The sequence below is a fragment of the Pseudomonas sp. GNP013 genome, assembly GCF_054343995.1.
In genome coordinates, this window is record NZ_JBTGUT010000001.1 from 694,045 (window position 1) to 718,110 (window position 24,066).

Consider the following 24,066-nt stretch of genomic DNA (forward strand, 5'->3'; position numbering starts at 1 on the left):
CCCCCTCCCACATTTAGATTTACAGCGTTTGCGAAAGCTCAGCGAGCACCAGGATCCGCCACCAGCCGCCCCGCCTCCTTGGTCAGCGCCTGCAGAAACTCCTGCTGCAACTCCGGATCATTGCGGGTCAGTTCGATCAGGCTCTGTTCCAGCTCACTGGCCTCTTCTTCCAGGCCCAGTTCCGACAGGCGCTTGACCCGGTGCACCCACTGGCTCACTTCGTCATCTTCCAGGTCGTCGAAAATCAGCCCGTGGGCTTCCAGCAACTTGCCGCGCAGGCCGCTGCTGACCGCCAGGGAAGCATCCGAATGCACATCGTCCTGGCCATCCTGCACGCTGATCAGCAGGGTGGTGATGTGGTTCAGGTCCTGCTCGGCGAACGGGCTGTCCAACAGGTTCAGGCGCAGCACGCCATTGCGGTCGGTGGTCAGCTCGTGGGTTTGTCTGCCGGCGGTGACCTGCACCGGGCGCTCGCTCCACGGCAGGCTCGAATACTCCAGGCGCTTGTCGCGCTGGACTTCATCGATGCCGGCGAGGTTTTGCTGCGCACGGCCATGGGATTGCACGTTCATGAACGGGTTGAGCCCGTCCACGCCGTAGATCAGCCAGTCGTGGGTCATACTGTCAGGCAGGTTGCCGAGGGCGAAGATGTTCGCCACGTTGGCGCCCGCGCCCGCCACCAGGGCGATCGCGCCCAGGGGCATCTCATAGAGTTTGCGCCAGGGCTGGTAGGGCGTGTAGCGGTCGTAACGGCGGGTGACTTCGAACTCGGTGACTTCGAAGGTCTTCTGTTCGTGAATGCGAACCCGGCGCTGCGGCAGCTCCAGCACTTTGGGCTCGCCTACATCGATCTGCAGGCTGTGATCGAGCAATTTGCGCTCGACCCGCTCCTCGTGCTCACTGCGTTGTGACATCTGGTTGGCGCAGCCGCTGACCAGCAGGACGCCGCACAAGGCGGCGCCCCCCAGGGCTCTGGTGTTTCGCTTGAACATGACTTCTCTTGATCTGGTTTTCAGCGACGAATACGCGCCTGAAGGAAAGACAGCACGTCAGCCACCGGCAACGGTTGGGCTTCGGCTTCGGTCCGGCTCTTGTATTCCAGATTGCCATCGGCCAGGCCGCGGTCACTGACCACGATCCGGTGCGGGATGCCAATCAGTTCCATGTCGGCGAACTTGATGCCCGGGCTGGTCTTCTTGTCCCGATCATCCAGCAGCACTTCGAAACCGGCGGCCGTGAGTTCGGCATACAGTTTGTCGGTGGCTTCGCGTACTTGCTCGGTTTCATAGCGCAGCGGCACCAGGGCAACCTGGAACGGCGCCAGGGCGTCACTCCAGATGATGCCCTTGTCGTCGTTGTTCTGCTCGATGGCAGCCGCCACCACGCGGGAAATCCCGATGCCGTAGCAGCCCATTTCCAGGGTGATCGGCTTGCCGTTCTCGCCCAGCACTTCGCACTTCATCGCCTTGCTGTACTTGTTGCCCAGCTGGAAGATGTGCCCGACTTCGATGCCGCGCTTGATTTCCAGGGTGCCCTTGCCATCCGGGCTCGGGTCGCCGGCCACCACGTTGCGCAGATCGGCCACGGTCGGAACCGGCAGGTCACGTTCCCAGTTCACGCCGAAGTAGTGCTTGTCGTCGATGTTGGCGCCGATGGCGAAGTCGCTCATCAGTGCAACGGAACGATCGATGATGATTGGCAGCGGCAGGTTCAGCGGGCCGAGGGAACCGGCGCCGGCACCAATGGCGTCGCGCAGTTCGGCATCGGTGGCCATCACCAGCGGGCTGGCCACGCCAGGTTGCTGGGCAGCCTTGATTTCGTTGAGCTCGTGGTCGCCACGGATCACCAGGGCGATCAGCTTGCCTTCTTCCTCGGCACGCACGATCAGGGTCTTGATGGTCTTTTCAATCGGCAGATTGAATTTGTCCACCAGGGCCGCGATGGTCTTGGTCTCGGGCGTATCCACCAGGCGCAGCTCTTGCTCCGCCGCCGGGCGCGAGGTTTCCCGTGGCACGGCTTCGGCTTTCTCGATGTTCGCCGCGTAATCGGAACCGTTGCTGAAGGCGATATCGTCTTCACCGGATTCAGCCAGTACGTGGAACTCGTGGGAGCCGGCGCCGCCGATGGAGCCGTTGTCCGCTTCAACCGGGCGGAATTTCAGGCCCAGGCGCGTGAACACGTTGCAATAGGCCTGGTGCATGCGGTCATAGGTGACCTGCAGCGAGGCCTGGTCGGCGTGGAACGAATACGAGTCCTTCATGATGAATTCACGGCCGCGCATCAAGCCGAAGCGCGGGCGGATTTCGTCACGGAATTTGGTCTGGATCTGATACAGGTTCAGCGGCAGCTGCTTGTAGCTGCTCAGCTCGTTGCGCATCAGGTCGGTGATCACTTCTTCGTGGGTCGGGCCGGCGCAGAAATCGCGGCCGTGACGGTCCTTGAAGCGCAGCAGCTCAGGGCCGTACTCTTCCCAGCGCCCGGATTCCTGCCACAGCTCAGCCGGTTGGGTGCTCGGCATCAACACTTCCAGAGAGCCGGCGGCGTTCATCTCTTCGCGAACGATGGCCTCGACCTTGCGCATCACCTTCAAGCCCATGGGCAGCCAGGTGTACAGGCCCGAGGCCAGTTTGCGGATCATGCCGGCGCGCAGCATCAGCTGATGGCTGATCACAACCGCGTCGGAAGGCGTTTCTTTCTGTGTGGCGAGCAAATATTGACTGGTACGCATGGTAGGCCGTTGTCGGTTGCTTGGACTTGAAATGACTTGGGATTGTACGGGCGCTTGCTGCCGGAGTACAGGCATCAGAACTGAAGGGATTCAGGTGGGCGCTGGCGTGCCTGCGATGGCGTCAACGCGGCGTGCCTGATGTACCGAGGTGTCTGCATCGCAGGCAAGCCCGCTCCCACATTGATTGAGGCGTGTCACTCTTCGGCGGGAGGATTCAACCGCGCCCGCTGATTCTCCTGATACCAGTGCAGCGCAATCAGCAGCAGCGTCGGCACCCCCAGCATGCAGGTGATCAGGAAGAAACTGTGATAGCCGAACTTCTCCACCATCACGCCCGAGTACCCGCCGATCAGGCGTGGCAGCAGCAGCATGATCGAGCTGAGCAGGGCGTATTGGGTGGCGGAGAACTTGAGGTTGGTCAGGCTCGACAGGTAGGCCACGAACGCCGAGGTCGCCAGGCCCGAACTGAAGTTATCCAGCGAGATGGTGAAGATCAGCATCTGCAGGTCGGGGCCCATGTCGGCGAGCATTACGAACAGCAGGTTGGTAGCTGCCGAGGCCACGCCGCCGATGAACAGGATCGGCAGGATGCCGAACCGCACAATCAGCAGCCCGCCCATGCCGGCGCCGAGCAGCGTCATGATCAGGCCGAAGATCTTGCTGACGCCAGCAATCTGGTCCTTGGTGAAGCCCTGGTCGATGTAGAACACGTTGGCCATTACGCCCATCACGGTATCCGACATGCGATAGGTGGCGATCAGCCCGAGCAGCAGTAATGCCTGCCAGCGGTAGCGCAGGATAAAGTCGTTGACCGGCGTGAGCACCGGCGCCAGGCCTCGGCGGCCCATGGCCGACAGGCACAGTGCAGTCAGGGTGATGTAGAGAATGGCGCGCAGGAAGGCGCGGTCTTCCATCAGCAATTGCCACAGGCTTACGCCCTGGAACAGCACGCTGGCGAAATCGGTGTTGTACAACTGGGTGAACATCGCCGGCACCGACACCAGCAGCACGATCAACACAAAGACCGAGACCAGTTGATGCGCAAAACTGTAGCGCCCCGCCTGCAACTGCGTGCGCAGCGGTACGTTGGGTTCACGCATGAACAGGGTGGTCAGCAGCGCCGGCACCATCAGCGCGCCGAACAGCACATAGGTGCCGGTCCACGCCGAATGCTTATAGTTGAAGCCCGTTGAGCCGAAACCCTCGGCAAAGAACAGCGCACCTGCGGTGGCGAGCAGGGCAGCAATGCGATAACCGGACATATAGCTGGCGGCCAGGGCGGCCTGGCGGCTGTCGTCGGCGATTTCCAGGCGATAGGCATCCACCGCGATATCCTGGGTGGCCGATGCAAACGCCACCACCACCGCAATCGCGATCAGCCACGACAAATGTTTTTGCGGGTCGCAAAAGCCCATGCCGATCAATCCGAGGATCACCAGCGATTGGGCCAGGACCAGCCAGGAGCGACGACGTCCGAGTTTGCCGAGCAGTGGCAGGCGCCATTGGTCGAGCAGCGGCGACCAGACCCATTTAAAGGCATACGCCAGGCCGATCAGGCTCGCATAGCCGATGGTCTCACGGGCCACTCCGGCCTCGCGCAGCCACACCGACAGCGTTGAAAACACCAACATGTAAGGCAGGCCGGCGGCAAAGCCAAGCAACAACAGGACAAGCGTCGAAGGGCTGGCATAGGCGGCGAGCGCGGCGCGCCAGGTTTTACGGGGCATGGGCTGGAGTCTGCCTCAGATTCACGGGAAACAAAGCGCGCACTCTAACCGCTGTGCTCTACCGGGCGCCAGCCATGGCGCTGAATATCCACACGATTGTTGCGCACTGTGACGCCCTCAGCGCGTAATCGCGCGCGTTGCTCGTCGCCCGAGGCGCTGCCCGCCGGCAGGCTTATCCGACCACCGGCACCCAGCACCCGGTGCCAGGGCAGGCGCGTGTCGCCCGGCAACTGGCTGAGGGTGCGCCCCACCCAGCGTGCAGCGCGGCCCAGCCCTGCCAGGTGCGCCAGTTCGCCATAACTCACCACGCAGCCTTCGGGGACTTGCGCCAGAGTCAGGTATAACGCCGTGCGACGCATGTCGGCGGGGCTTTGCGGGGTGTCGGCAGCTTGATTCACTGTGGGCCTATCCGTTGAGATCGTCTGTCTGTTTGTAAGAAACGTCTGTAAAAATAAGGGCATTGGTTGAACTGAACATTCATACTTGAGTCAGTGCTAGCTATCTAACACGATAACCGTCCTTTTTTCGCCAACCCTGAGCCCCGAATCCGCTTATGTTGTCCAGAACCCTGCTGTGCCTCGCTATTTTCAGCGCCTCAACCCCCGTGCTCGCCGATACCGTCTGGTTGAAGAACGGTGACCGCCTGACGGGCAAGATCAAGGTCTTCGATGGCGGCAAACTGCTGATCCAGACCAGCTATGGCGGCGCCATTCCGGTGGACTGGAAACAGGTGAAAACCCTGGAAAGCGACCAGGAACTGCTGGTCAAACAGGACGCCTACAGCGGTGAGAAGGCCAAGTCCCTGAAGCCTGCGGATGACGGCAAAGTGGTACTGGCCAATGGCGAAGCGCCCAAGACCGTCGAGCTGGCAAGCATCCAGCAGATCCTCAAGCCCAAGCCTGTGATCCAGGACCTGGTGTGGAAAGGCAACGTCGACATGGCCCTGGACTACAAGCGCGCCGAACGGGACACCAACGACTACGACATCGACTTCAAGACCACTGCGCGCCATGGCCAATGGCGTCATACCGGGCAGGGCGAATACAACCGCGAGTTTCAGGACGATGTCACCACCACCGACAACTGGGCCCTGGAATACGACCTGGACCGCTTCATCACCGAACACTGGTTCTGGCAGGGTCGCCTGACCTACAAGCGCGACAAGGTTGAAGAGCTGGCGCGCCAACGCACCGTCGGCACCGGCCCGGGCTATCAGTTCTGGGATGACGAACTGGGCGCGTTCTCTCTCGGCTCGCTGGTCAACCGCACCGATTACGAATATGCCAACGGCGGAAAGGACAACTTCTACTCCCTGGCCATGAAGTGGAACTACAACCGCTACCTGATTGGCAAGACCGTGGAGTTCTTCACCAACGGCGAATTGGGCAAGCCAATCGACGCACCGGCCGACTACTCGCTGGATGCGGAAGTCGGTCTGCGCTACAAGGTCACCGAATGGGCGTCGCTCAACCTCAAGGCCGAACGCGATGTGGTCAGCGGTGAAGAGCAAAGCGACTTGAGCAAAACCCGCTACACCGCAGGCTTTGGCGTGGCCTGGTAATAAAGTCGAGCACACTGCGGGATCGTTGCTGGCAACCGGCGCGTAGATTGATTACCTTGTGTTGAGATCCATTCCCATAAACCATGGGCAGCGGAATACATGAGGAGTCATACGTTGAGCGCGCAGGTTGCCAAAAATGCCCGAGAGCTGTTGCTCAAGGAATACCGTGGGGCTCTCTCCACTCTGTCCAAAGCCATGCCCGGCTTTCCGTTCGGCTCGGTCGTGCCGTATTGCCTGGACGAGCAGGGCCGGCCGTTGATCCTCATCAGCCGGATTGCCCAACACACCCATAACCTGCAAAAAGACCCCAAGTGCTCGCTGCTGGTGGGTGAGCGCGAGGCGGATGATGTGCAGGCCGTGGGGCGTCTGACTTACCTCGGCGAAGCCGAAAAGCTCGAAGACGCCGCTGCCATCGAGGCCGCCGCCGAGCGCTATTACCGCTACTTCCCCGATTCGGCCAACTATCACAAGGCCCACGATTTCGACTTCTGGGTACTCAAGCCGGTGCGCCACCGTTATATCGGCGGGTTCGGCGCGATTCACTGGGTCGACCAACTGACCCTGGCCAATCCGTTCGCCGGCAAGACCGAACGCAGCATGATCGAGCACATGAACAGCGATCACGCCAAGGCCATTGCCCACTACGTGCAACTGGGCGACTTGCCGACCCGCGAGCCTGCGCAATTGGCCGGCATCGACAGCGAAGGCCTGCACCTGCGTATCGGCCAATCGCTGCACTGGTTGCCGTTTGCAACGCCTTGCAACACGCCGACACAAGTGCGCGAGGCCCTGGTTTCACTGGCCCATGCCCAGGCCTGGCCGAAAAAAGAGCCTGCCAGCGCTTGAATTCACACAATTGCGACGTCATCTAGGGTGGACTGGCAAGGCATTCTTGCGTTGAGGAACCATTTGATGCGCCCTTTTTTATTGCTCTTTCTGCTGTTTCCGGTGTTGGAGCTGTTCGTCTTCGTTCAAGTCAGCAGCGCAATCGGGTTTTTCCCGGCCCTGTTGCTGATCATTCTCGGCTCGATGCTCGGCGTACTGGTGCTGCGCGTCGCCGGCCTGGCCACGGCGTTGCGTGCCCGTGAAAGCCTGAACCGCGGCGAACTGCCGGCCCAGACCATGCTGGAAGGCCTGATGATGGCCCTGGCGGGCGGCCTGTTGATCCTTCCCGGCTTCATCAGTGATGCAGTCGGCCTGGTGATGCTGCTGCCGTTCACTCGCAAACGTCTGGCCGGCAAGATGCGCCAGCGTGCCGAAGAGGCTGCGATGCGCCAACGCGCGTTCGCCGACGACCTGCAACCCCGAGGTGGCCCGGCACCGCGCCAGCCTCTTGGGCGTGAAGGCGACGTGATCGAAGGCGAGTTCGAACACCGCGACAACAAATAACGCTTCACTGACACGGCACCCTCGGGTGCCGTGTTGCTTTGGGCCGCAGATGCAAAAAAAACCGTCTCGGCCCCTTGTAATAAGCTTATGCGCCCTTATGTATCGGTCACCGAAAGGTTTTCTGGTGGCAACGCCAGACAGACTTCCGCGTCTTGCCTGGCGAGACGCGACCGGCATAGCCGGATTACAACCCGCCGGTACTGATACCGGCCGATGAAAAACACAATTAGGAGAGATCGACAATGAGCAAGCTTCGTCCTCTGCACGACCGCGTCGTAATCCGTCGCAGCGAAGAAGAAAAGAAAACCGCTGGCGGTATCGTTCTGCCAGGTTCGGCTGCTGAAAAAGCCAACCACGGTGTGATCGTCGCTGCAGGCCCAGGCAAGACTCTGGAAAACGGTGACGTCCGTGCGCTGGCCGTTAAAGTCGGTGACAAGGTTGTATTTGGCCCTTACTCGGGCAGCAACACTGTGAAAGTCGACGGCGAAGACCTGCTGGTTATGGCTGAGAACGAGATTCTCGCTGTTCTGGAAGACTGATTTCCCCGCTCATTTTCCCGTTACTACAAAGTATTTAAGGAATATCGATCATGGCTGCTAAAGAAGTTAAATTCGGCGATTCCGCCCGCAAAAAAATGCTCACCGGTGTCAACGTCCTGGCTGACGCAGTAAAAGCGACCCTGGGCCCTAAAGGCCGTAACGTGATCATCGAGAAGAGCTTCGGCGCTCCGACCATCACCAAGGACGGCGTTTCCGTCGCCAAGGAAATCGAGCTCGAAGACCGTTTCGAAAACATGGGCGCGCAGCTGGTCAAAGACGTTGCCTCCCGTGCCAACGATGACGCAGGCGACGGCACCACCACCGCTACCGTGCTGGCTCAGGCAATCGTCAACGAAGGCTACAAGGCCGTCGCTGCCGGCATGAACCCGATGGACCTCAAGCGCGGCATCGACAAGGCGACCATCGCCGTTGTTGCCGAGCTGAAAAACCTGTCCAAGCCATGCGCTGACACCAAGGCTATCGCTCAGGTCGGTACCATTTCCGCCAACTCCGACAGCTCCATCGGCGACATCATTGCCGAAGCCATGGAAAAAGTCGGTAAAGAAGGCGTGATCACCGTTGAAGAAGGCAGCGGCCTGGAAAACGAACTGTCGGTTGTAGAAGGCATGCAGTTCGACCGTGGCTACCTGTCCCCGTACTTCGTCAACAAGCCTGAGACCATGGTTGCCGAGCTGGACAGCCCGCTGATCCTGCTGGTCGACAAAAAAATCTCCAACATCCGCGAAATGCTGCCGGTGCTGGAAGCCGTTGCCAAAGCCGGCCGTCCGCTGCTGATCGTTTCCGAAGACGTTGAAGGCGAAGCCCTGGCGACGCTGGTCGTGAACAACATGCGCGGTATCGTTAAAGTTGCCGCCGTCAAGGCGCCGGGCTTCGGTGACCGTCGCAAGGCCATGCTGCAGGACATCGCCGTATTGACCGGCGGTACCGTTATCTCCGAAGAGATCGGCCTGAGCCTGGAAAGCGCCACCCTGGAAAACCTGGGCAGCGCCAAGCGCGTGACCATCTCCAAGGAAAACACCATCATCGTTGATGGTGCTGGCGTTGAAGGCGACATCCAGTCGCGTATCAACCAGATCCGTGCCCAGGTTGCCGAAACTTCCTCGGACTACGACCGTGAAAAACTGCAGGAACGTCTGGCCAAGCTGTCCGGCGGCGTTGCAGTGATCAAGGTTGGCGCTGGCTCCGAAGTTGAAATGAAAGAGAAGAAAGCCCGCGTTGAAGACGCCCTGCACGCAACCCGCGCAGCCGTCGAAGAAGGCGTGGTACCTGGCGGTGGCGTTGCGCTGATCCGTGCTCTGGAAGCGCTGACCAACCTGACCGGCGACAACGCTGACCAGAACGTCGGTATTGCGGTACTGCGTCGCGCTGTTGAAGCACCGCTGCGCCAGATCGCTGCCAACTCCGGCGACGAGCCAAGCGTTGTGGTCAACGAAGTCAAGAACGGCAAAGGTAACTACGGTTACAACGCTGCAACTGGCGTCTACGGCGACATGATCGAAATGGGCATCCTGGATCCTACCAAGGTGACCCGTTCGGCATTGCAGGCAGCAGCCTCCATCGGTGGTCTGATCCTGACCACCGAAGCCGCCATTGCTGACAAGCCGAAGGCTGAAGGCTCGGCTGGCGGCGGTATGCCAGACATGGGCGGCATGGGTGGCATGGGCGGCATGATGTAAGCCAGCCTTACCCCTGTACCGAAAGCCCCGCCTGCAGTGATGCAGGCGGGGCTTTTTTATATTCAAAGTCTGCTGTCAGCGTGCACCAATGGTGGGTACCACCTCCGTTGGCGCTTTCCAGCCCAACAGTCGCTGCTTGAACCCATAGCTGGCTGCCTGATAGTAGGTGATCGCCCGCTGGATCAACGGGTCATCGCTGCCCACGCGTAACTCCAGGCTCTCGTCCAAAGCCAGGTTGTGGCGGCGCAGTCCCAGTCGCGGGCTGAGGATCGCCAGGTCCTTGCCGTCAAACAGACCCAGATGCTGATAGTTACCCACTACAACGCGTGCAGGAAGCGGATTGTCCTGCAGCAGGTTGCGGCCAAAGAATGTCGACTCATAGCTCAGGTTGATCAACCCCAACAACGTGGGCGCCAGGTCGATCTGGCTGGCCAGTTGCGCAGTTTCGCGCGCATCGATCAGCTTTGGCGCATAAATAAACAGTGGAATCTGGTAGTTGGTGATAGGCAGGTCTTCCTTGCCTGCGCTGCCAGCGGTGTGGTCGGCGACGAACACAAAGATCGTGTTGTCGAACCACGGCTTCTGACGTGCTGCTTCAAGAAATTGGCCGATAGCGTGGTCGGTGTATTTCACCGCACCGTCGCGGCCATTACCGGATTTGATATCGATGCGCCCGTCCGGGTAGGTATAGGGGCGGTGATTGGAGGTGGTCATCAATTGCAACAGGAACGGTTGCTGCCTGGCGTAATCGGCATCGGCCAGTTTCAGGGTTTGTTTATAGAGATCCTCGTCGGCCATGCCCCAGGCATTTTTAAACGAGATTTCTGCCTCGGGCACGCTGCTCTGGTCCACGACCCGATAACCGTTGCCGCTGAAAAATGCATTCATATTGTCGAAGTAACCGCGCCCGCCGTAGACGAACACGCTGTCGTAACCGATGGCCGAGAGTTGTTGGCCAAGGCTGGCGAAACCGCTTTCGCGGCCAATGCGCTTGACGATAGAGCGTCCCGGGGTAGGCGGGATGGCTAGCGTGATGGCCTCCAGTCCGCGGTCGGTGCGGGTGCCGGTGGCATAGAAGTTATTGAAGTACAGGCTTTGCGAGCGTAACGCGTCCAGGTTTGGCGTCAGATTGCGACCGTCGCCGTTGCTGCCCATGTACTTGGCGCTGAAACTTTCTATGGTCACCAGCACGATATTGGGTTTACGCAGGGTGCCCGGGTTGGTGATGGCGCGACGGATATCGAGTGGGTCTTGGCTGATGAAGCGTGCATTAGGTTCGCTGAGTTCGACACGCAATTGTTTGGCGACCACCTCAGTAGGCAAAGTCGTGTAGAACTTTGGATAATCCAGTTCGTTGTTACGAAAGGCGGCAAAGAACTGATACGGTCCATTGCTTGCCAGTTCGTTGTTGTAGGCGTTGCCGCCCTGGGCGCGCGGGCTGTCCTGGCTTATCAATTGCAGACTCGCGCCGGCCACCATCATCAGGGCAAGGGCATTCAGCAGACGGTCACGCGCGGCGGGCAGCGGTGCGTGCATTGCAGCATTGAACGGTTTGCGCAATGCGACGCTGAAGACAAGGGCCAGCATCGCCAGCAGGCTCAGTAGCTTGCCGATCGGGTACGACTCCAACAGGTTGTTCAGCACCTCATCGGAGTACACCAGGTAGTCGACGGCGATAAAGTTGAAGCGCACGCCGAACTCGTCCCAGAACAGCCACTCGGCCACCGCAGTGAACAGCATCGCAAACAGACTCACCGTGAGCACCGCTTGCAGGAACCAGCGATGGCCACGAAGGCGCCACATCGCAGGCGGGCATAGCAACACATACAGTCCCAGCGGCAGGGCCGCATAGGCCAGGAACCCAAGATCGTAAAGCAGTCCCACGCCGAACACCGGCAGCAGATTGCCGCCGACCTCATGCATGTGAGTGATGAGCAGCACGCTGCGGGTAAGCAGGAAAACCAGTAACCAGGCACCTGTTATCAACAGCAAGTACCGCATAGGAGCGGTTTTGAAAAATGCCATGTCTATATTCCTTATATCGATGGGCGGCGATCTTCAGCCTGAGGCTGTGGTCAACTTGTGAAGCTATAGTGAAAATCTCGTTTGTCCATGCGATCAGTTGAAAACTGTTATCGAGCGCCGTTTCGGCTCTATCCCTCAGCCACACTTGCCCTTAAGCTGCGCGAGCCAACATGGCCGTTACCGCGTACGGAGACATTGCCCATGCGAATTTTATTGGTTGAAGACAACCGCGATATCCTCGCCAACCTGGCGGATTATCTGGGGCTCAAGGGCTATACCGTCGACTGTGCGCAGGACGGTTTGTCAGGCCTGCACCTGGCCGCGACCGAGCATTACGACCTGATCGTGCTCGACATCATGCTGCCGGGCATCGACGGCTACACCCTGTGCAAACGCCTGCGCGAAGATGCGCGGCGTGACACGCCCGTCATCATGCTCACCGCCCGCGACCAGTTGGATGACCGCCTGCAAGGCTTCAAGTCCGGCGCCGATGACTACCTGCTCAAGCCGTTCGCGCTGTCGGAGCTGGCCGCACGTATCGAAGCGGTGCTGCGCCGTGCCCAGGGTGGCGGACGCCGTGCGCTGCAAGTGGGCGACCTGAGCTACGACCTCGACACCCTCGAGGTAACCCGCGAGGGCCGCCTGCTCAAACTCAACCCGGTCGGCCTCAAGCTGCTGGCGGTCTTGATGCAGAAGAGCCCCCACGTGTTGCGTCGCGAGATCCTCGAAGAAGCGCTGTGGGGCGACGACTGCCCGGACAGCGACAGCCTGCGCAGCCACGTCCACCAATTGCGCCAGGTGATCGACAAGCCGTTTGCCAAGCCGCTGCTGCAAACCGTGCACGGCGTGGGTTACCGCCTGGCCGAGGGTCGAGATGGAGTTTAAGCAAAGCCTTGCCCAGCGGATCATCATCGCGTTTGCCCTGATGAGCGCGCTGGTGGCGGGGGCCTTCGCCATGGGCATCGTTGCCACGGTGCACCTGGTGGAAGAGAAACTCATCTCGGCCGGCCTGGGCGGCGACCTGCAGCGCCTGCTGATGATGGACAGCGTCGAAGACTGGCGCCACCGTCCCGAGCCGGACCAGCTGTTTTATTTCAGCGGCGGGCCGGGCGACTTCGAACTGCCCAAGGACCTGCGGCACCTGGAGCCGGGTTTCCATGAGGTGTTTCGCGAGTCGCTGTCGTATCACGCCATGGTCGAAGTGGTGGATGGCCGGCGCTATGTGTTGCTGCAGGACCAGAGCGATTTCGAGGAGCGCGAGCGTGTGCTGTTTGCCGTGGTGCTGGTGGGCTTTGTGCTCAGCCTGGCGCTGGCGGTATTCCTCGGCTGGGTGCTGGCGCGAAAAGTGATGGCGCCGGTGGTACGTCTGGCGCGTCAGGTACGCCACCGCGACCAGTTGCTCGGCCTGGCACCGCCCCTGGCGCCGGATTATGCGGCTGACGAAGTGGGTGAACTGGCCGTAGCGTTCGACGCTACCCTGGGCCGCCTGCGCCAGGCGCTGTCGCGCGAGCAGCTGTTTACCAGCGACGTGAGCCACGAATTGCGCACCCCGCTGATGGTGCTGGCCAGCTCCTGCGAACTGCTGCTGGAGAACCCGGCGATCGATCAGCGCGGACGCAACCAGGTGCAGCGCATTGCCCGGGCCTGTGAAGAGATGCGCGAACTGGTGCAGACCTTCCTGATGCTCGCCCGCGCCGAACACAGCGAGGAAACCATGTCGCCCCAGGTGACCTTGCCGCAGGTGGCTGAAGACCTGCTCGGGATCTGGCGCGAGCCCATCGAGCGCAAGGGCCTGGAACTCATCTACCACCCGGGCAGCCCGCTGGACACACGTTACAACACCACCTTTTTGCACGCGGTGATGGGCAATCTGTTGCGCAACGCTTTGCACTACACCGAACACGGCTTTATTCGCCTCACCCTTGAACCCAGCGGGTTCGTGGTGGAGGACTCCGGCGTCGGCATTCCCGAGGAAAAACGCGAAGCGATGTTCGAGCCCTTCGTACGCGGCACTGGCAGCGAGAAGCGCGGCGAAGGCCTGGGGCTCGGGTTGTCGCTGGTACAACGCATCTGCGAGAACCAGGGCTGGAGCGTCAGCTTGAGCACCATGGAGCCCAGCGGTTGCTGCTTTCGTGTCGAGCTGAACCCGCCCAAGCTGTAAGCGCGGCATGCAGGGGCGAATACATTCGCTCCTGCAGTTTTCAGTAACGTCTTGAAATGTATCGGAATAGACAGGACAAGTTTTTCACACTTGATTGACCTGTTGATCACAGTTCGCTGCTTAAGGTTGCAGGCATCAGTTACTGGAGACGTAAGATGCCTTCCCCAATCAAGCTTGAGTTTTCCGAAAAGTACGATGATCAGCATGCGCAGAATTATTTGCTCAAGCATCAGGACAATCTGGCGCGTCGACTGTCCCACAAACGCGACGAACAATTGGCACGCGGTGCACTGGCCATGGCCGGTGAGCCAGGCCTGGTGCTGGACCTGCCGTGTGGTGCCGGACGTTTCTGGCCGCTGCTGGCCGAAAAGCCCAACCGTGTGATCATCGGTGCGGACAATTCCGCATCCATGTTGAAGGTCGCAACGCTGGCCCAACCGGCGGATGTGGTGAAACGGGTACGGCCTTTGCAGACTTCAGCCTTTGATATTGATTTGCCAGACAGTTCGGTCGACAGCATTTTCTGCATGCGCCTGCTCCACCATATCGGTGATCCGGCGCACAGGCTGGCGATTCTGCGGGAGTTCCAACGGGTTACCCGTGACAGCGTGATCATTTCGCTGTGGGTGGATGGCAATTTCAAGGCCTGGAAACGCAAGCGCGCCGAGGTCAAACGTCGCAGGAAAGGTGAGCAGGACGGTTACCAAAACAGATTTGTGTTACCGGCTGCTACTGTTGAGGCAGAATTCGAGCAGGCCGGTTTCCGTGTTCAGGAATCCCTGAATTTCATCCCGCTCTACGCCATGTGGCGAGTTTATGTATTGCGCAAGAGGTAACAGGATGGCAGTTGAGTGCGTAGCAGGCAGTCATGTAGCTCCCGAGGAGCGATTTGATTATTTCTGGCGCCAGCAGGGCGAGTGGGTCGAGGAACCCAACCGTCGACGTGGCGGTGAGAGCGGTGTGCAACGTGTCGTCAGCGCCAACGGTCGCTTGCTCTACAGCAAGCGCCAGACCGGGCATATCTACCGTAGCTGGCTGCACCCGTTCGGGCGCCCGACCGTGTTGCGCGAGCGCGATGCGCTCAAGGGCTTGCGGCTATTGGACGTGCGAGTGCCCGAGATGGTGTTCTGTGAGGCGCGTCGCGACCCCGAACACCAATGGAAAGCCTTATTGGTGACGGCATCGCTGGATGGTTTCGACGAGATCGAAAACTGGTACGCCGCCGGCGGCCGTGAACAGTATGGCGAAGCGGTGCATGAGCGCCTGCTCAAGGAATTGGCCGAAACCCTGGCCCGCATGCATAAAGGGCGCTGGCAGCATGGTTGCCTGTACATCAAGCATGTGTTCGTAAAAGTGACAGGCGACGTCGACTCGGCCAAGGTGGAAGTGGCACTGCTGGACTTCGAAAAATGCCGCCAGCGGCTGACCGCTTATCGCGCCGCCTCCCACGACATGCTGCAACTGCGGCGCCATTCGTCGTTCAGCGATAGCGACTGGAAGAAACTGAGCTATTTTTACGAGACGGCGTTTGGCAGCGCTATCAAGGGTTTAACCAAATGAAGCTAGAAATAGCACGAGGTTTGTTTCTGGTCGGGGCGTTGGGCGTGTCAGCCCTTGCCCTGGCTGCATGGGAGCAGCCTCGGACACAGGTGCTCAGTGCAACTCAAGGCAGCGGGCAATGCCTGCTGCCGCGGGTTGCCAAGGCGAATGTGGCGGCCAGGCCCGATCATGATTTGCTGTTGTTCATGTTCGGGATGTCCCAAGGGATGAGGCCGCAAAGTTGAAGCGATTGAAACCCCCGAAAGGGCCTTACTCCGTGAGGCCCTTTTTTTGTGGGCAACGGATCTGAAATCAACGCCCATCACCTAGGGGAACGGGCTTGGTGTGGCGAGCGGGCTTGCCCTAATGCCGTTCAGTTAAGGAAAATTTGTGGGCTTATTGTGGCGAGCGGGCTTGCCCCGCGTTGGGGTGCGAAGCGCCCCCCCATCGAGCAAAACGCGGTGTACCTGATACGGCTCAGCGCCTGGCTTTGGGGCTGCTGCGCAGCCCAACGCAGGACAAGCCTGCTCGCCACAGGGAATCTGCGCTTAACTGAACGGCATTAGGGCTTGCCGCGCGTTGGGCTGCGCAGCGGCCCCAAAACCAGCCTCCGCGTAGTATCAGGTATACCGAGGGTTTCCTGATTGGGGGCGCTTCGCACCCCAACGCGGGGCAAGCCCGCTCGCCACAGAGGCGTCGTCATGGCGCAGATCAGACCAGGTGCAGGTGGTTATCCCAAAGCCCCGCCGGCAACTCCAGCGGTTGGGCGACCAGCTGTTTCTGTCGGCAATCGTAGAACCGGCAGCGCCCCTGACCTGACGTCACTACAAACCCATCCGCCACCGCTCCCACACCCGCGCAGTCAGGCAACGGTCCATCCAGGCGCAGCTCACCGCTGTCCATGTCCCAGATAAAGAAGCGATTGCCCCGCGGCGCGGTCAACGCCACCAGGCGCAGCTCACTGTGCACGGCGACGCTGGCGGTGTAATGCCCCATCGCCTGCAACTGCTCATCGGCCACCGGGAACGCGACGAAGGGCTGACCGGGACGTTTGATCGCCAGCAGCTCGGAACGCTCCTGGGACGGCCCCATGAATTGCTGCCCGGTGAGGATGGTGCCATCGCTGGCGATGCCCATATGGCGCACGCTGTTCATCGGCTGGGCGAGGGTCTCCTTGCTGATCAGCGTACCGTCGCGCTGCATCAGCACCAGGCTCGGCTCCATGGCGTTGAGGTTCATCTCCACACGGCTTTCGGCCTCGGTGCGAATACCGCCGTTGGCCACCACCAGGGTCTCGCCATCGGGCATCCATGACACCTGATGCGGGCCGATGCCGTGGGTGGACAGCTCGCCACTGTGCACCAGTCGCTCGCCTTCGAAGCGGTACACGCCGAGCAGACCACGACCGGGGTCGCAGGTGTCGTTCTCGGTGGCGTACAGCCAATCGCCGCCTTTGTGAATCACCGCATGGCCGTAGAAATGACGGTTGGCGTTGGCGGTGAGGGTCTGCAGCAATGCGCCATCGCGCAGGTCGATCAGGTAGCTCTCGGTGCCCGGACGACGGGCGACAAACAGCGCAATCGGCCGCGTCGGGTGGTTGATGATGTCGTGGCAGCGCTGGCCGACCTGGGTGGCAAACACCGGCTTGCCGTCCAGGCGGTAGCCCACGGCGTAGTGGTTGCCATCGGCATCATCGCGCGCCGACAGCAGCAGCGGGCCCTTGTCCTTCTGCTTGAACAATGTCCAGCCACCAAGGGTGAGGGCGCTGAGCAATACGCTGCCCACCGCCAAAGCCTGTCGCCTGAGCATCATCAGTCACCGTCATTGGCGTTGAAGCCAAGCTGAATGCCCAACGCCTTGGCCAGCTCGCCTTCGTGCAGGCGGTGGACGACGTTGAGGCTGTCGTAGAGGTCATTGAGCTGCTGGCGCCCGGCGTCATCGGCCAGCAGTTCATTGAGGGGGCGCTGGTTGCTGGCGAACAGTTTGAGCGAGGCGGCGTAGGCGGCGTCGATCTTGTCGGCCAACGGCTTTTGCTCGGCCGGCAACAGACCACGCAGGCCCTTGTTGTCGACACCCACCCACACAGTGCGCGCGGCAGCGAGGCTGGCCTCCAGGCTTTGCAGGGACGACTGGCTGCGCCAGGCATCAGCCTGGAACGGCTGCGGGATGCCCTTGGTCTGGCGGCCCATCGGCGTGCCGAGTTTTTTCTTCAGGGTGTCCAGCGCGGTCACCTGCACGCGCAGCAGGTCGGCGATGGCCTCGTGGGAATCGGCATAGCGCTGGTTGGGAAACTTGCTCATTTGCGCGAGCATGCCGTCGGTACTGTTCCAGCTCGCCAGGATCTCTTCGGCCAGGGCTTTCTGACGCTCGCCGATGGCCATCAGCAGTGGGCAGTAACGGGCTTTTTGCGCGGCGTCGGCGATGTCGGTCCTGGCGTCGTACAGGATGTATTCGTAGGCCGACAGGCCTTGCACCACCACGCTGGACTTGGCCAGGGCTGCGCCGTCAATCTGCGGCTGCGCGGTCACCAGTTGTTCGACCTGGCGGCCTACCAGGTTTTTCTTGTCCGGCCAGAACTGTACCTGCCACGCGCGATTGCCTTCGGCCAGCGGGCCGATCAGCAGCGGTTGCAGCTCGGCCCAGGCTTTTTGTGCGTGGAGGAAGTCGGCGCGGGCGGTGTCCAGGCTCTCTTTACCCTGGCAATAGGCCAGAGCGCTGACGGCCAGTTGACGGTCGGCGTCGACCCAGCGGCTGTAGGTCGGCAGGATCACCTGCTTGGCGATGGCTGCCGAGGTCACGGCCTGCGGGTCTTGCGGTGAGCAGGCGCCGAGGGCGAGGGCGGCAAGGCTGGTGAACAACAACTTGGGACGGAACATGTCGAGCTCCCTTATCGGATTGGGGCAAAGCTTATAGAGAATTCAGGAACGCCAGCAACGCGGCACGCTGCTCGGCATCAAAGGACAGCACATGCTGCTGCGCCGGCTGTGCCTGGCCGCCGTGCCACAGCACGGCCTCAAGCAGGTTGCGGGCGCGGCCGTCATGCAGAAACTGGGTGTGGCCACTCACGGTCTGCGTCAAGCCGATGCCCCACAACGGCGGCGTGCGCCAGTCGCGGCCACCGGCCTTGAATTCGCTGCGGTGGTCGGCCAGGCCTTCGCCCATGTCGTGCAGCAGCAGGTCGCTGTAGGGGCGAATCAACTGATTGGCCAGCTCGGGCTCGGCGGCATTGGCAGCCGTCGTGAACGACGGCGTGTGGCAGCCCTGGCAGCCGGCCTGGTAGAACAGGTTTTTGCCAGCCAGCACCTGCGGCGTGTCGACGCCGCGACGCGCCGGCACCGCAAGGTTACGGGTGTAGAACAGCACCAGGCGCAGAATATTGTCGCTGACTTCCGGCTCACCCTCGGGGCCATTGCCGTTGGGCGCCTGTTTGCAGGCGACCTGAGCGTCGGTGCAGTCATCGAACGGTCGCAGGGAAGTGGTGAGGCCCATATCACCGGAAAACGCGTGAATATTCTGTTGATTGAGGTTCGGTTGCCCGGCTTTCCAGCCAAAACGGCCGAGCACGGTGGTTTGCCGTGCGTCATCCCACACCTGATTGGCGCGGCCGATGAGTGCGTCCCTGCCGGCGGTCTTCGGGTCGGTGTTGCGCAGGATATCGGCTTCGCTGATGGCTTCGAGCAGGCCCAGGCCGATCATCGGCGGGGCGATGCGTGCGGAAAAGCGCGTGTCCGGGTGCATTGGCCCATAGCCGAGCTGGGTGATCTGCAGCGCAGGCTTGCGCAGCTCGACCACCGTGCCGTCCTTGAAGGTGACGTTGACGGGCGTGTAGTCGACCCGCACCTTGCCTTCCGGCACCACGCCCGGCACGGCCATGTCCTGCAACTGGCCGCCGTACACCGGCTCGGGCACCACGCCGGCCTGTTCGATCAGCCTGGCGTAGTCCGGCGTATCCGGCAGGGACAGGCGCACCAGCATCGACACGGCGTTGGGCGCATCGGGTAGCGGCGGGTGGCCGCGTCCGTCCTTGATATGGCAGTTCTGGCAGGCATTGGTGTTGAACAGCGGCCCCAGGCCATCGCGGGCGGTGGTGGTGGAGGGGGCGATTACCCAGGGGCTGCGAAAGAAACTGTTGCCGACGCTGAAGTCCACGCGGCGCGTGGGCGACAAGTTGGCCGAGGGCAGGGAAAACGCGTTCTGGTCCCGCTTGTTCACCGTCGCTGCGCCACCGGCCCGCGCTTCGCCAGGCTCTGCCTTGGTGAACCTGGGGGCGTCGTCGCAGGCGGTCAGGCTCAAGGCCATCAATGCTGCGCACAGGCGAAAAAGCGAACGGAACATCGAGTTTCCTGAGGCGATGGCGAAAAAGGGGTCGCAAAGTCTAACAGGGCCGGGGGCAATGAATAAGAGCAATTATCGTTTGCTGGCATCGCGTTTCATTCCCGCTAGAATGACCCCACATTTTTTTCTGGAGGTGGCCCATGCAGGCTCTCGACGCTTTGCTCAATCGTGTTTCCGTGCCGCGTCTGCTGGAGCCGGCACCGACCCAGGAGCAGCGCGATGTGCTGTTCGCCGCCGCCATGCGCGCGCCTGACCACGGCCAATTGCGGCCGTGGCGCTTCCTCACGGTGGAAGGCGCTGCCCGTGAGCAGATGGGCACCTTGCTGGCCGAAGCGGCGCTGCTCAATGATGCCGAGACGCCGCAAGCGGCCATCGACAAGGCTCGGAACGGCCCCCTGCGTGCGCCGTTGGTGGTGGTGGTGATTGCTCGCCTGCAGGCGCATTTCAAGGTGCCCAAATCCGAACAGCTGCTGGCAGCAGCCTGTGCGGCCCATAGCATTTTGCTGGCGGCTTATGCGCAGGGGATTGGTGCGGTGTGGCGTACCGGGGAATTGTCGTATTCGCCGCATGTGGCCAAGGGGTTGGGGCTGGTGGAGGGGGAAGAGGTGATTGGTTTTCTGTATTTGGGGACGCCGCAGAATCCGCCGCGTAGTGCGCCCAAGGAAGATGTGGCGGCGTTTGTGCAGGGGTGGTCCGGCGTTTGACAGGGGGCACATCGGTTGCTGCGGTGAAGGCTGAGAGTGGTTCCGGCGCCTCGCTAATGCTCGGTGTGCGCGCACGCCGGCCAGCAAGGTTGACGGGGCGCCGGAGATCAAAAACAGTGTGATCTCCATCAGGCAAATGGAGATCCAAATGTGGGAAGGGGCCAGCTCTACACCTTGAACTGATCCATCAACTTCATCTGCTGGCTGGCCAGGGCATTCAGTTGGCTGCTGATGGCCGCCGACTCGGTGGCCTGGCCGGTCAGGGTCTCGGTCACGGTGCGAATCGCCGATACGTTGCGGTTGACCTCTTCGGCCACTGCGCTCTGTTCTTCGGCGGCGCTGGCGATTTGCAGGTTCATGTCGCTGATCACCGTCACCGCTTCGCTGATCTTGCCCAGCGCCGCGACCGCCTGATGGATTTGCCCGGCATTGCTCTGGGCCTGTTGCTGGCTGGAGTGCATGGTCGCCACCACCCCGCGGGTGCCGCTCTGGATGCGTTCGATCACCAGGCGAATTTCTTCCACCGAGTCCTGGGTGCGCTTGGCCAGGTTGCGCACTTCGTCGGCCACCACCGCAAAACCACGACCGCTTTCGCCGGCGCGAGCCGCTTCGATGGCCGCGTTCAGGGCCAGCAGGTTGGTTTGCTCGGCGATGCTGCGGATCACTTCCAGTACCGAACCGATCTGCTCGCTGTTGACCGCCAGAGCCTCGACTTCGCTCACGGCCTTGCTCACTTCGTCGGCCAGGGTGGTGATGTCACGGGTGCTTTGCTCGATGATCGACATGCCTTCACGCGCCGACTGGTCCGCGCCGCGCGCCGCGCTGGCGGCACTGGACGCGCTGTTGGCCACGTCGTGGGCGGTGGCGCTCATTTCATTGGACGCGGTGGCCACCTGGTCGATTTCGCGGAACTGCACCTGCATGCCTTCGCTGGTCTGGCGTGCGATGGCCGATGACTGATCGGCCGTGCCTCGCGCTTCGGTGATGCTTTGCTTGATCTGCGCGATGGTCGGTTGCAGCTTGTCGAGGAAGCGGTTGAACCAGTTCACCAGTTCGCCCAATTCGTCTTTGCGGGTGTACGTCAGGCGCTGGGTGAGGTCGCCGTCGCCGCTGGCGATGTCCTTGAGCATGGCGGCCACGCTGTTGATCGGCCGGGTGACGCCGGTGGCGGTCAGCCAGATCAGCAGCAATCCGAGCAGCCCCGCGCCGACACCCACGCCGATGGACAACAGCGCACTGGCGGCCTGGGCCTCATCGATGACCCCTTGCAGCTTGGTCGAATCAGCCAGCATCACGTGCTTGGGCAGCTTGACCACCACGCCCCAGGCCTTGGCATCGGCAATCGGCTTGAACGGGTAGACCGCACGGATCGTGTCGCCCTGTTCGCGGTTGACGTGGCTGTCAGTGGCCAGCAGTTGCACGACTTCCTTGCCTTCGGCGCCCATGATTTGCGCCAGGTTCTTGCCGACTTTGCCCGGTTCGCCGCTGTAGGCCGCAATCAGGCCGGTGCTGGAGATCACCTCAAGGTGCGCGGCACCGTCGAAGAGGTTTTTCTGCGCCTCCTCGGTGGCCACTTGCAGGGCTCCGAGGGCGATGTCGACACCGACCACGCCGATCACCTTGCCGTCCACGATCAATGGCTGCGACAGGGTGGTCATCAGCACCGTCTTGCCGGCGACGGTGTCTTCGTAAGGGTCCAGCAGGCAGGTGTTGCGGGTATCGCGTGAGCAGGTGTACCAAATGTTGTAGGGCGTGCCGCTGAGGTTGAGGGCGGTCTTGTTCAGATCCTCCTCGATCATGATGGTGTTCACGTCTGTGCCGCCGGCGCGGCTCCAGTAGCTGGCGAAGCGTCCTGACTCATTGGACACGCGGGCCTTGTCGCCGACGAATTCGCTGTCTTTGCCGTCCAGCCCATTGGGCTCGAACGATAGCCACATGCCCAGCACTTTGCTGTTGCGCTCGAAGGCAGTTTTCAGGCTCTGGTTGAGCTCCTCGCGCAGCGCAGCAGGTTCCAGCCCGCGTTTGGCGGCGAGGTTGCGCAGGTCCTTGACCTGGTCGACGAGGGCGGTCGCGGCGGTGAGGTTGTCGCCGAAGGTTTTCTGCAACTGCAGAGCTTGTTCAGCAGCGTTGGCCTGCAGCAGTTTCTGCACGTTGCTGGTGAGCATGCGCGAGCTTGAGTCGCTGGTCAGTTGATCGTTCTTGTCGGTCTCGCGCAGGTTGATGCTGACGATCAGCGCAATCACCCCCAACAGGCAGAGGCCGGACAGCAGCACAATTTTCAGGCGAATTGAAAGAGTGTTGAGCATGGGTTAACTCGCGAAAGGACAAAGTTGAGTGCAAACAGGACGAGCCAAGTCCATTCGGCGCTATGCCTGAAACATCGGCGTCATGAATCAATTCGTGAGAGCAAGGCGATGAGCGGTAGGAAAAAGACTACATACCACGTTGGGTGCGGGCTGCGAGCCGTTCCGGGCGCGACCAGATCCACAGGTTGCCCAGGCCCATGCCGGCAATTGCCAGGTAGATCGGCCAGCCGTGATCAAGCATCACCAGCATCAGCAGGGCGCACACCAGCATGCTGACGGTGGCGCTGACCTTGGCCCGGCGCGCGATGATTTTGCCGTTGCGCCAGTTGAACAGGATGGGCCCGAACAGGCGGTGGTTTTCCAGCCAGGCGCTGAGGCGCGGCGAGCTTTTGGTGGCGGCCCAGGCGGCCAGCAGGATGAATTCGGTGGTGGGCAACCCCGGGATTACAATCGCCACCAGGCCGATGCCCAGGCTGACGTAGGCCAGCAGCCCGAACAGGAGCTGTGCGATTTTTGAGGTGGAGTGGGGTTTGCCGGTCATGTCTGTGCGCAATATAAAATAAAGCAAAAAATCAGTTTGAAATGCGAACCCCCTGTGGGAGCGGGCTTGCCCGCGAAAACCGTGGGTCAGTCAACATCAATGCTTGCTGGGCCGACGTCTTCGCGGGCAAGTCAGCTCCCACATTTGATCGCATTCCAATTCAGGTATCAGGCCAGTTCGGGGGCGCTAGCGTACGCCTGTTCGAGCAGCACGGTGAAGCGTACAAACGCGTCAATCGCGCCTTTTTCCACGGCGGCTTCTTCTTCGGCGCTGAACTCGAGGGCGTCGAGGGTGCGGGTGAAGCGCTTCCAGCCTTCGGCGCGACCACCGGCCGGCTCGCCCAGGTGGCGGGCACCGAAGGTTTCGCTCAGGCCAAGGCCCACGGCGCGCTTGATCAGGAACGCGGCGCCGAGCTTGGAACCCTCGGACACAAACAGCCAGCCCAGGGCTTCGGCCCTGCTCGGGTTCTGCACGGCGCCGGCGACCGGTGCCGGCACTTCGGTGTCGAGGTCGCCCAGGTCGAGCCGGGCGGCGTCGGCGCGGCAGCGTTCGGCGAGGTCGGGGATGATGTCGATCAGCTCGGCATCGTTGTACAGCGCCACCAGTTCCGACTGAAACAGGTACTGCGCCACCACGAAACGGGCGAAGTTGGCCCGCGTGTCGAACGGCGCGTGGGCCTTGACCAGGGCGTCGAGCCGGGTGTGTGGCGCGTGGGTGATCTGGTTCAGGCGCTGGGAGCGCAGGCTCGGGCGTTCTGCAGTAGGGGAAGCGGTCATCGAAAAAGTCCTTGAGAAGGGTAGCGCCTGGTTGCCCT

General features: G+C 61.4%; 22 protein-coding genes and 1 pseudogene. 11 read left to right on the forward strand and 12 right to left on the reverse strand.

What is annotated here, in order from left to right:
• Nucleotides 1-38 precede the first annotated feature (38 nt).
• The 4 genes from ACXX81_RS03160 to ACXX81_RS03175 all read right to left on the reverse strand — a co-directional run bounded on the left by ACXX81_RS03160 (nt 39) and on the right by ACXX81_RS03175 (nt 4,814).
• Nucleotides 39-992 (reverse strand): hypothetical protein, encoded by a 954-nt coding sequence (locus ACXX81_RS03160; protein ID WP_458571195.1) that lies wholly within the window; start codon nt 990-992, stop codon nt 39-41.
• 20 nt (nt 993-1,012) lie between these two features.
• On the reverse strand, nt 1,013-2,728 hold the full coding sequence (locus ACXX81_RS03165) for a proline--tRNA ligase (RefSeq protein ID WP_209984409.1): 1,716 nt from the start codon (nt 2,726-2,728) through the stop codon (nt 1,013-1,015).
• A 194-nt stretch (nt 2,729-2,922) separates the two neighbouring features.
• Entirely contained in the window at nt 2,923-4,455 is a 1,533-nt protein-coding gene (locus ACXX81_RS03170) for an AmpG family muropeptide MFS transporter (RefSeq protein ID WP_322214432.1), read from the reverse strand.
• 44 nt (nt 4,456-4,499) lie between these two features.
• Nucleotides 4,500-4,814, reverse strand: coding sequence for an MGMT family protein (locus ACXX81_RS03175; RefSeq protein WP_245229295.1), 315 nt, complete (start codon nt 4,812-4,814; stop codon nt 4,500-4,502).
• 194 nt (nt 4,815-5,008) lie between these two features.
• On the opposite strand from ACXX81_RS03175, the gene ACXX81_RS03180 reads away from it, so the two are divergent.
• From ACXX81_RS03180 to groL, 5 genes are all read left to right on the forward strand, one after another.
• Entirely contained in the window at nt 5,009-6,016 is a 1,008-nt protein-coding gene (locus tag ACXX81_RS03180) for a DUF481 domain-containing protein (RefSeq protein WP_231423210.1), read from the forward strand.
• A 114-nt stretch (nt 6,017-6,130) separates the two neighbouring features.
• Nucleotides 6,131-6,862 carry a HugZ family pyridoxamine 5'-phosphate oxidase gene (locus tag ACXX81_RS03185; protein WP_322214430.1) on the forward strand — a complete coding sequence of 244 codons (732 nt, stop codon included), beginning with the start codon at nt 6,131-6,133 and terminating at the stop codon, nt 6,860-6,862.
• 66 nt (nt 6,863-6,928) lie between these two features.
• Nucleotides 6,929-7,405: an FxsA family protein gene (locus tag ACXX81_RS03190; RefSeq protein WP_209984393.1), complete on the forward strand. Its 477-nt coding sequence runs from the start codon at nt 6,929-6,931 to the stop codon at nt 7,403-7,405.
• A 242-nt stretch (nt 7,406-7,647) separates the two neighbouring features.
• Nucleotides 7,648-7,944: a co-chaperone GroES gene (locus ACXX81_RS03195; RefSeq protein WP_003175874.1), complete on the forward strand. Its 297-nt coding sequence runs from the start codon at nt 7,648-7,650 to the stop codon at nt 7,942-7,944.
• A gap of 50 nt (nt 7,945-7,994) precedes the next feature.
• Nucleotides 7,995-9,641, forward strand: a complete 1,647-nt coding sequence (gene groL, locus ACXX81_RS03200) for a chaperonin GroEL (RefSeq protein ID WP_057007219.1) — start codon at nt 7,995-7,997, stop codon at nt 9,639-9,641.
• A 75-nt stretch (nt 9,642-9,716) separates the two neighbouring features.
• On the opposite strand, the gene ACXX81_RS03205 is transcribed toward groL, so the two are convergent.
• Entirely contained in the window at nt 9,717-11,666 is a 1,950-nt protein-coding gene (locus ACXX81_RS03205; protein WP_458571196.1) for an LTA synthase family protein, read from the reverse strand.
• Between the two features lie 201 nt (nt 11,667-11,867).
• Between ACXX81_RS03205 and colR the strand changes: the two genes are divergently transcribed.
• From colR to ACXX81_RS03230, 5 genes are all read left to right on the forward strand, one after another.
• Complete coding sequence (gene colR, locus ACXX81_RS03210; RefSeq protein WP_003175870.1) at nt 11,868-12,551, forward strand: two-component system response regulator ColR; 684 nt, start codon at nt 11,868-11,870, stop codon at nt 12,549-12,551.
• Nucleotides 12,541-13,827: a sensor histidine kinase gene (locus ACXX81_RS03215; protein ID WP_209984387.1), complete on the forward strand. Its 1,287-nt coding sequence runs from the start codon at nt 12,541-12,543 to the stop codon at nt 13,825-13,827. Before colR ends, ACXX81_RS03215 begins: the two co-directional genes overlap by 11 nt.
• A gap of 155 nt (nt 13,828-13,982) precedes the next feature.
• Entirely contained in the window at nt 13,983-14,663 is a 681-nt protein-coding gene (locus ACXX81_RS03220) for a class I SAM-dependent methyltransferase (protein WP_458571197.1), read from the forward strand.
• 4 nt (nt 14,664-14,667) lie between these two features.
• Nucleotides 14,668-15,387: a lipopolysaccharide kinase InaA family protein gene (locus ACXX81_RS03225; RefSeq protein WP_209984385.1), complete on the forward strand. Its 720-nt coding sequence runs from the start codon at nt 14,668-14,670 to the stop codon at nt 15,385-15,387.
• The gene (locus ACXX81_RS03230; protein WP_057007215.1) at nt 15,384-15,611 is read left to right on the forward strand and encodes a hypothetical protein; all 228 of its coding nucleotides are present in this window, start codon (nt 15,384-15,386) and stop codon (nt 15,609-15,611) included. The genes ACXX81_RS03225 and ACXX81_RS03230 overlap by 4 nt, the downstream gene beginning before the upstream one ends.
• Before the next feature lie 466 nt (nt 15,612-16,077).
• On the opposite strand, the gene ACXX81_RS03235 is transcribed toward ACXX81_RS03230, so the two are convergent.
• The 3 genes from ACXX81_RS03235 to ACXX81_RS03245 are packed head-to-tail and all read right to left on the reverse strand — an operon-like array spanning nt 16,078 to nt 19,701.
• Nucleotides 16,078-17,175, reverse strand: a complete 1,098-nt coding sequence (locus tag ACXX81_RS03235; protein ID WP_458572564.1) for a DUF1513 domain-containing protein — start codon at nt 17,173-17,175, stop codon at nt 16,078-16,080.
• Nucleotides 17,176-17,177: 2 nt separating this feature from the next.
• Nucleotides 17,178-18,242 (reverse strand): imelysin family protein, encoded by a 1,065-nt coding sequence (locus ACXX81_RS03240; protein ID WP_231423207.1) that lies wholly within the window; start codon nt 18,240-18,242, stop codon nt 17,178-17,180.
• Between the two features lie 31 nt (nt 18,243-18,273).
• Nucleotides 18,274-19,701, reverse strand: coding sequence for a di-heme oxidoreductase family protein (locus ACXX81_RS03245; RefSeq protein ID WP_458571198.1), 1,428 nt, complete (start codon nt 19,699-19,701; stop codon nt 18,274-18,276).
• Nucleotides 19,702-19,841: 140 nt separating this feature from the next.
• On the opposite strand from ACXX81_RS03245, the gene ACXX81_RS03250 reads away from it, so the two are divergent.
• Nucleotides 19,842-20,405 (forward strand): NAD(P)H nitroreductase, encoded by a 564-nt coding sequence (locus tag ACXX81_RS03250; RefSeq protein ID WP_209984376.1) that lies wholly within the window; start codon nt 19,842-19,844, stop codon nt 20,403-20,405.
• A 167-nt stretch (nt 20,406-20,572) separates the two neighbouring features.
• On the opposite strand, the gene ACXX81_RS03255 is transcribed toward ACXX81_RS03250, so the two are convergent.
• The 4 genes and pseudogenes from ACXX81_RS03255 to ACXX81_RS03270 form a co-directional block, all read right to left on the reverse strand.
• Nucleotides 20,573-21,328: a methyl-accepting chemotaxis protein gene (locus ACXX81_RS03255; protein ID WP_416350659.1), complete on the reverse strand. Its 756-nt coding sequence runs from the start codon at nt 21,326-21,328 to the stop codon at nt 20,573-20,575.
• A gap of 102 nt (nt 21,329-21,430) precedes the next feature.
• Nucleotides 21,431-22,711: pseudogene (locus ACXX81_RS03260) on the reverse strand (methyl-accepting chemotaxis protein); the annotation flags it as partial.
• 127 nt (nt 22,712-22,838) lie between these two features.
• On the reverse strand, nt 22,839-23,252 hold the full coding sequence (locus tag ACXX81_RS03265; RefSeq protein WP_209984370.1) for a YbaN family protein: 414 nt from the start codon (nt 23,250-23,252) through the stop codon (nt 22,839-22,841).
• A 167-nt stretch (nt 23,253-23,419) separates the two neighbouring features.
• The gene (locus ACXX81_RS03270; protein WP_458571199.1) at nt 23,420-24,028 is read right to left on the reverse strand and encodes a biliverdin-producing heme oxygenase; all 609 of its coding nucleotides are present in this window, start codon (nt 24,026-24,028) and stop codon (nt 23,420-23,422) included.
• Nucleotides 24,029-24,066 lie beyond the last annotated feature (38 nt).